General features: G+C 48.5%; 8 protein-coding genes and 1 tRNA gene. 6 read left to right on the top strand and 3 right to left on the bottom strand.

Annotation, left to right across the window (positions count from 1 at the left end):
* Window positions 1-69: 69 nt before the first annotated feature.
* Entirely contained in the window at window positions 70-657 is a 588-nt protein-coding gene (locus BZJ21_RS14845) for a sensor histidine kinase (protein WP_077670199.1), read from the bottom strand.
* 220 nt (window positions 658-877) lie between these two features.
* Between BZJ21_RS14845 and BZJ21_RS14840 the strand changes: the two genes are divergently transcribed.
* The 5 genes from BZJ21_RS14840 to arsJ all read left to right on the top strand — a co-directional run bounded on the left by BZJ21_RS14840 (window position 878) and on the right by arsJ (window position 5,108).
* A complete protein-coding gene (locus tag BZJ21_RS14840) occupies window positions 878-1,213 on the top strand; it encodes a metalloregulator ArsR/SmtB family transcription factor (protein ID WP_077670198.1) in 336 nt (111 codons plus the stop codon).
* Window positions 1,214-1,274: 61 nt separating this feature from the next.
* Window positions 1,275-2,336, top strand: a complete 1,062-nt coding sequence (arsB, locus tag BZJ21_RS14835) for an ACR3 family arsenite efflux transporter (RefSeq protein WP_077670197.1) — start codon at window positions 1,275-1,277, stop codon at window positions 2,334-2,336.
* A 106-nt stretch (window positions 2,337-2,442) separates the two neighbouring features.
* The gene (locus BZJ21_RS14830; protein WP_021024015.1) at window positions 2,443-2,784 is read left to right on the top strand and encodes a metalloregulator ArsR/SmtB family transcription factor; all 342 of its coding nucleotides are present in this window, start codon (window positions 2,443-2,445) and stop codon (window positions 2,782-2,784) included.
* Window positions 2,785-2,795: 11 nt separating this feature from the next.
* Complete coding sequence (locus BZJ21_RS14825) at window positions 2,796-3,803, top strand: ArsJ-associated glyceraldehyde-3-phosphate dehydrogenase (RefSeq protein ID WP_077670196.1); 1,008 nt, start codon at window positions 2,796-2,798, stop codon at window positions 3,801-3,803.
* A gap of 81 nt (window positions 3,804-3,884) precedes the next feature.
* The gene (gene arsJ / locus BZJ21_RS14820; RefSeq protein ID WP_077670195.1) at window positions 3,885-5,108 is read left to right on the top strand and encodes an organoarsenical effux MFS transporter ArsJ; all 1,224 of its coding nucleotides are present in this window, start codon (window positions 3,885-3,887) and stop codon (window positions 5,106-5,108) included.
* A gap of 45 nt (window positions 5,109-5,153) precedes the next feature.
* Here arsJ and BZJ21_RS14815 read toward each other — a convergent pair whose 3' ends face one another.
* On the bottom strand, window positions 5,154-5,507 hold the full coding sequence (locus tag BZJ21_RS14815) for a DUF4168 domain-containing protein (protein ID WP_158011530.1): 354 nt from the start codon (window positions 5,505-5,507) through the stop codon (window positions 5,154-5,156).
* Window positions 5,508-5,719: 212 nt separating this feature from the next.
* Here BZJ21_RS14815 and BZJ21_RS14810 point away from each other — a divergent pair, with 212 nt between their 5' ends.
* On the top strand, window positions 5,720-6,688 hold the full coding sequence (locus tag BZJ21_RS14810) for a glutathione S-transferase family protein (RefSeq protein ID WP_077660921.1): 969 nt from the start codon (window positions 5,720-5,722) through the stop codon (window positions 6,686-6,688).
* A gap of 61 nt (window positions 6,689-6,749) precedes the next feature.
* Here BZJ21_RS14810 and BZJ21_RS14805 read toward each other — a convergent pair.
* Window positions 6,750-6,834: transfer RNA gene (locus BZJ21_RS14805), tRNA-Tyr, on the bottom strand.
* Between the last annotated feature and the right edge of the window lie 6 nt (window positions 6,835-6,840).

Below are 6,840 nucleotides of genomic sequence, written 5' to 3'. Positions count from 1 at the left end.
TTCAAGCTTCTGCTGTTTGGTTAAAGTCACTTTCATAGGTAGGAATCATGATCCTGTTTCTACGTAAAATCAAGCATCTTCAATGATCACGGGTATACCGTGTTGCAATTTAGTTGCTTGCAGCAAGTTCTCTATGTAGTGATGTAGGCGGTGGCTTTCTTGCGTCGCGCTATCGAGTAGCTCATTTCTTTCTGTATGCGACAGTTTATTCATATACGCTTGCAACGTTGTCAAGGTACCAATAATTGTCGCTAACGGGGTACGTAAGTCGTGTGAAACGGAGAGTAAGATGCTATTTCTTAATCGAGTTTGCTCTAATTCATCACGTTGTTGGCGGTAAAAGTGTGCTATGTAACTTGTCACGCCAGCGACCAACATAAATACCACCAAATTAATGACGTCAGTGACGTCGCTCATTTGTAAAGAAAAGCGCGGGGCGGTGAAAAGAAAATTAAAGCTCAGTGCTGCCACTAAAGATATCGGCACAGCCAGAGAGGGGCCAGATTGCAGGGCAACAATGGCCACGGCGAGTTGAAGAAGCAGTAATACGGCAATCGTCACTGGGAAGAAGGCATTCAATCCCCAGCAAAGTAGGAGAGTGACGCCGAGCATACTAAAAGATGCCCACACAGGGTATCGACGAAGAGACTGTAACATTCTCGAAGCTCACACCATTCACGAAGGCCCGTAATGTATCAAAAACGTCGCCATTCGCCGCGTAAAAAAAGCGTAAAGTCTATTCGAGTGATGGCAAAGAGGTAGAATTTGTCGACGAAACCACGCTCTTTTTAATTAATCATTATTTACCAGTGCCCAGATTGACATATGGAATTCCATATATATGATATGCCATATGTATGTAAAGTAGACTATAGCGATGTGTGACACCCTAACATTTTATAAAGCCTTATCTGAGCCCACTCGGCTGATCTCTCTATTGCTGCTCTCACAGCATGGTGAGTTATGTGTATGTGATCTGATGGAGGCGTTAGCCCTGAGTCAACCCAAGATTTCTCGACATTTGGCCGAGCTACGCAAGCATCAGTTAGTCGTCGGAGAGCGTCGTGGTAAGTGGGTCTATTACCAATTACACCCAACCTTACCTGAGTGGATGCGCGGTGTTTTGCGCACCACAGCCATCAATAACCCCTCGCTTCTGAGCTCTGTCACGCCTGTAATGCAGGGCAATACGGCTTGTGGACATCATCAATAGGTAGCGTGTCCCATCAGCAACACGAGTGATTCAACGTCAGCAATAACCAAGGATTTGTCTTATGTCTCAATCTGAAACCTGTGCACCGTCGGCCGCGCAAAAAATGGGATGGCTCGATCGGTATTTAACCGTGTGGATTTTTCTCGCCATGGCCATTGGGGTCAGTGTGGGATGGCTTTTTCCCGACGTTGCGACCATCAGTGAACGCTTATCGGTCGGGAGCACCAATGTACCGCTGGCGATTGGCTTGATTTTAATGATGTACCCGCCACTGGCAAAGGTAAATTATCGTTTACTAGGCTCGGTCACGCGCGATAAAAAAGCCATTACGCTGTCGCTGATCATGAACTGGGTGGTGGGTCCTATTCTGATGTTCACACTGGCGGTGCTGTTTTTGCGTGATGAGCCAGGGTATATGGCGGGAGTGATATTAATTGGCCTTGCACGCTGTATTGCCATGGTCTTGGTGTGGAACGACATCAGTGGTGGCAATAAAGAGTATGGCGCGGCCCTAGTGGCCCTGAATAGCTTATTTCAGATCCTGACCTACAGTGTGATGGCATGGCTATTTATCACCGTTTTACCTCCTATGCTGGGGTTACAAAGCTATGTGGTGGATGTGACCATGGGGGACATCGCGCAAAGTGTGCTGATTTATCTGGGTATCCCATTTTTGGCGGGCTATCTATCACGTACCGTGCTGGTCGCTAAAAAAGGTGAACAATGGTACGAAGACGTCTTTTTGCCACGTATTTCCCCGATAACGTTAATCGCTTTGTTGGCGACCATTGTGTTGATGTTTAGCCTAAAAGGGGAGGCGATTATTGCGTTGCCGCTTGACGTGTTACGTATCGCCGTACCCCTGGTAACTTACTTTGTGTTGATGTTCTTTATTAGCTTCTTTGTGGGTAAAAAACTGGGGATCCCCTATGACCGCAACGCGTCAATTGCGTTTACCTCATCCGGTAATAACTTTGAACTGGCGATTGCGGTGGCGATTGCGGTATTCGGCATTCACTCTGATCAAGCCTTTGCAGGAGTGATTGGGCCGCTGGTGGAAGTACCGGTGTTGATTGCTTTGGTGAATATCGCGCTAAGGATGAAGCGGCGTTATACGATTTAATATGAAGCTTTTATGAATTCCTGTCTGTCAGGGTTGCGTGCATGCTTGGGTTTATTAATATACGCATATCCATATGTGCATTTAATAAAGCGTAATGAGAGAGCCTATGTTGCCTCACCAGTTTTTCAAATTGTTGGCCGATGAAACGCGCGTGCGGTGTTTGCTGCTCATTGCTCGTGAAGGGCAGTTATGTGTGTGCGAGCTCACCGAAGCGCTGGATACCTCACAGCCTAAGATCTCACGCCACTTGGCACAACTGCGGGCCAGTGGGGTGTTGGTTGATACGCGCCAAGGGCAATGGGTGTTTTATCGCTTAGCCGCTGATTTACCGGGCTGGATGCGCAAACAAATTCAGGGCTTAGTTGATTCCAACTGCCTAAAAGACACTTATCAAGAAGATATCACGCGGCTTGCCAAGATGGCGTCACGCCCCACCTGCTGCGTGTAAAGGAGAGAGTAATGACAATTAAAGTCGGGATTAATGGATTTGGTCGAATTGGTCGTTTGGCATTACGGGCTGCATTTGATTGGCCAGAGCTCGAGTTTGTGCACATTAACGATGTGGCCGGTGATACCGAAACGCTGGCGCATTTGCTGGAGTTTGATTCGGTACAAGGGCGTTGGCATCACGCGGTGAGTGCGGAAGGCAATCGCGTGCAGATTAACGGCCAAACATTAACGACAAGCCAAGAGAAAGCGATTGATGCAGTCGATTGGTCAGGTTGTGATGTGGTGATTGAGGCAACCGGAAAACACCGTGACGCGGATTTGCTACAACAATACTTGGACCAAGGCGTGAAGCGCGTAGTGGTCTCTGCACCGGTCAAAGATGAGCGTGTGGCGAATATCGTGGTGGGGGTTAATGACGCGATTTTTGATCCGAGCAAACATCGAATTGTTACTGCGGCGTCGTGCACCACGAACTGCCTGGCACCGATTGTGAAAGTGATCCATGAAAAACTGGGAATTGCGCAGTCAACCTTCACCACCATTCATGATTTAACCAATACCCAAACGATTTTAGATGCGCCGCACAAAGACTTACGTCGCGCCCGTGCGTGTGGCATGAGCTTGATCCCGACCACCACAGGATCAGCAACGGCCATTGTGGAAATTTTCCCGGATCTAAAAGGCAAGATTAATGGCCATGCAGTGCGTGTCCCGCTCGCCAATGCGTCACTGACGGATGTGATTTTTGATGTGGAAACCGATACCACCGCCGACGAGGTGAATGCACTGTTGCAACAGGCCGCGGACGGCGAGCTTAAAGGCATTCTTGGCTTTGAGGCGCGTCCTTTAGTCTCGATTGATTATCGTGGCGATCAGCGCTCTACCATTGTCGATGGGCTGTCCACTATGGTGGTGGGTAAGCGTATGGTCAAAATCTATGCGTGGTATGACAACGAAATGGGGTATGCCACGCGCACCGCTGAGTTGGTGCGCAACGTCGGTCTTGTCGATCAGTAAGTGATGCTTGTTAACGGTGGCGGTGCATACAGTGCATCGCCTTTATTTACCGCTTTTATCAAACCTAAATAGACGGCCACTATGTTTGCTCAATTAAGCCAATCTGTGCGCCAGTACATGCTGGTTACCTTTAACTATTGGAACTTCACCATCACCGACGGCGCATTGCGCATGTTGGTGGTGCTGTACTTTTATGACTTAGGCTACGGCACCTTAGAAATTGCCTCGCTGTTTTTGTTTTACGAATTCTTTGGGGTAGTGACCAATCTTGTCGGCGGCTGGTTAGGGGCTCGATTAGGGCTTAACCGCACCATGAATATTGGCCTAGGCATGCAAATTGTGGCGCTTACTATGCTGGCGGTACCCGCGGCGTGGCTAACCATCCCCTGGGTGATGGCGGCACAAGCGCTATCTGGGATTGCGAAAGATCTCAATAAGATGAGTGCGAAAAGTGCGATCAAAACCCTGGTGCCCGATAATGCACAGGGTGCGCTGTTTAAGTGGATTGCGATCCTCACCGGCTCTAAGAACGCACTCAAAGGGGCAGGCTTTTTTGTCGGTGGCGCACTGCTGTCTTTAATTGGCTTTCAATACGCGGTGGCAGCCATGGCCGGTGTGCTGACTGTGGTCTTTATTGGCAGTGTGGTGTCACTAAAAGCGGATTTAGGTAAAGCCAAAAGTAAGCCTAAGTTTTCAGAAATATTTTCCAAGTCGCGCAGCGTCAATATCCTCTCAGCGGCACGCATGTTTCTCTTTGGTGCGCGAGACGTGTGGTTTGTCGTCGCCTTACCGATTTATTTGGGCAACACATTCGGTTGGAGCCATAGTATGGTCGGTGGCTTTCTTGCGCTGTGGGTGATTGCCTATGGTGTGGTGCAAGGGATTGCCCCAAAAATTACTGGGCGTCAAGCAGGGCACTCACCGGGTGGTAAAGCAGCGTTAGGTTGGGCAGGTTTATTGGCCGTGGTGACGGGTGTTATTGCTTACGCAATTGGCGAGCAATGGTACCCACAAGCGGTCATCATTGTCGGATTAATGCTGTTTGGCGTTATTTTTGCGGTTAACTCGTCGCTGCATTCTTACTTGATTGTGAGCTATGCCAAAGGCGATGGCGTGTCGTTGGACGTGGGCTTTTACTATATGGCCAACGCGATGGGGCGATTAATTGGCACGGTGTTGTCGGGCTGGGTTTTCCAAGTATGGGGATTAGCGGCCTGTTTGTGGGTCTCGTTCGTCTTCTTGTTCATTACGACGGTGATTTCGCTGTGGCTACCTAGATCGCACGTCTCGGTGGCTCAAACCTAAACAATAAGGGCAAGAGAATACACTTGCCCTTGTTCCAAGCTATATTTACTCATTGATCATGTTGCTGATCTTCTTTTGCAGTTCTTTATCTTCACGCGCTTGACGAAAGACATTGTTATATTCTTCAATGGATAAGCCTGTTGCCTCAATGGCTTGCGCCATTTCTTTCTGCGTCTCCGCCATTAGTGCTTTAGCTTGCTCTTCATCACTGATGCTCTCGAGCTTACTTTGATAGTCTTTAGATATTGAAACAACCTGTTCAGCCGCTTCAGCGTAGCTGCTCACCACTTGGTCAGTCAGCTGATCTGCCGACATTTCGGTTGTCTCATTGGCAGCGAAACTTGGCAGACTGGCTGCAACAACAAACGCAAAAGATAGGGTCGCTAATAAACGTTTCATCAATTTTCTCCTTTTATTCATCGCTATTCACAGTAGAGGACATGGTGAGTGAAGGTCAAACGCGAAAAAGGCGATTAAGAAAGTTCTAACAAAATCATGACATTCTCAATGTCGGAGCCATTGCTCAGCTTTTTCGAATAACTCCAACAATCGGGTCTGCCGACATTTCTATTGTTGCTTCATATACTGCACATAGAAAGAAAGGAGGACCTATGGGAAAACTGATTGACGGTATTTGGCACGATGTGTGGTATGACACCAAAGCATCAGGCGGGCGCTTTGTTCGTGAAGATGCTGGATTCCGACATTGGATAACCGCGAGCGGTGAAGCCGGCCCAAGCGGGGATGCTGGCTTTAAAGCAGCGTCCGATCGTTATCATCTCTATGTATCTCTCGCTTGCCCGTGGGCACATCGCACCTTGATTATGCGTCATTTGAAAGGGCTTGAGCCTCACATTGATGTCACTGTCGTTGCGCCCGAAATGTTGGAGTATGGCTGGACGTTTTCCGAGCCCGAGCCTTTATACGGGTTTGAGTACGCTCACCAGCTTTACACGCAAGCCAAACCTGACTATACCGGCCGGGTCACTGTGCCGATTTTGTGGGATAAGAAAACCCAGACCATTGTCAGTAATGAATCGGCCGATATCATTCGGATGTTTAATTCGGCCTTTAATGCCATTACGGGGAATGATGACGATTATTACCCAGAAAACCTGCGTGCAGCGGTAGATCAGTGGAATGAATTTGTTTATCCGAACGTGAACAACGGCGTGTATAAATGTGGCTTTGCCACCGAACAAGCGGCTTATGAAGACGCCTTTGATCAGCTATTCAGTGCATTGACGGTATTGGACGATCATCTGAGTCGCAACCGCTATCTGGCTGGGAATCAGATCACAGAAGCAGACTGGCGATTATTTACCACTTTAATCCGCTTTGATCCTGTGTACGTGGGTCACTTTAAATGTAACAAACAACGTATCGCCGACTACTGCAATTTGTTCTGCTATATGAAAGAGTTATTTCAAGTGCCAGGCGTGGCAGGAACGGTCGATATGCACCATATCAAAACCCATTACTACTACAGCCACGGCAACATTAATCCGACGCGCATTGTGCCTAAAGGGCCAGAGCAAGATTTGTGGTCGCCGCATGGGCGGGCGGCCTTGACTGGATAACGAATAGAATGTGTTGTTTCGCACAACGAACAAGGGCCAGCAAATGCTGGCCCTTTAAAAATGGTGGTGGAGGAAGGATTCGAACCTTCGAAGGCTGAGCCGTCAGATTTACAGTCTGATCCCTTTGACCGCTCGGGAACTCCACCACGGAG

It is taken from the genome of Salinivibrio costicola subsp. alcaliphilus, assembly GCF_001996185.1.
GTDB lineage: Bacteria > Pseudomonadota > Gammaproteobacteria > Enterobacterales > Vibrionaceae > Salinivibrio > Salinivibrio costicola.
This window is presented reverse-complemented; position numbering and strand designations above follow the sequence as displayed.

Excerpts from the sequence above, each read along its gene's own strand:
- BZJ21_RS14845 (WP_077670199.1), bottom strand. The coding sequence starts at position 657 with ATGTTACAGTCTCTTCGTCGATACCCTGTGTGGGCATCTTTTAGTATG.
- BZJ21_RS14840 (WP_077670198.1), top strand. The coding sequence starts at position 878 with ATGTGTGACACCCTAACATTTTATAAAGCCTTATCTGAGCCCACTCGG.
- arsB (WP_077670197.1), top strand. The coding sequence starts at position 1,275 with ATGTCTCAATCTGAAACCTGTGCACCGTCGGCCGCGCAAAAAATGGGA.
- BZJ21_RS14830 (WP_021024015.1), top strand. The coding sequence starts at position 2,443 with ATGTTGCCTCACCAGTTTTTCAAATTGTTGGCCGATGAAACGCGCGTG.
- BZJ21_RS14825 (WP_077670196.1), top strand. The coding sequence starts at position 2,796 with ATGACAATTAAAGTCGGGATTAATGGATTTGGTCGAATTGGTCGTTTG.
- arsJ (WP_077670195.1), top strand. The coding sequence starts at position 3,885 with ATGTTTGCTCAATTAAGCCAATCTGTGCGCCAGTACATGCTGGTTACC.
- BZJ21_RS14815 (WP_158011530.1), bottom strand. The coding sequence starts at position 5,507 with ATGAAACGTTTATTAGCGACCCTATCTTTTGCGTTTGTTGTTGCAGCC.
- BZJ21_RS14810 (WP_077660921.1), top strand. The coding sequence starts at position 5,720 with ATGGGAAAACTGATTGACGGTATTTGGCACGATGTGTGGTATGACACC.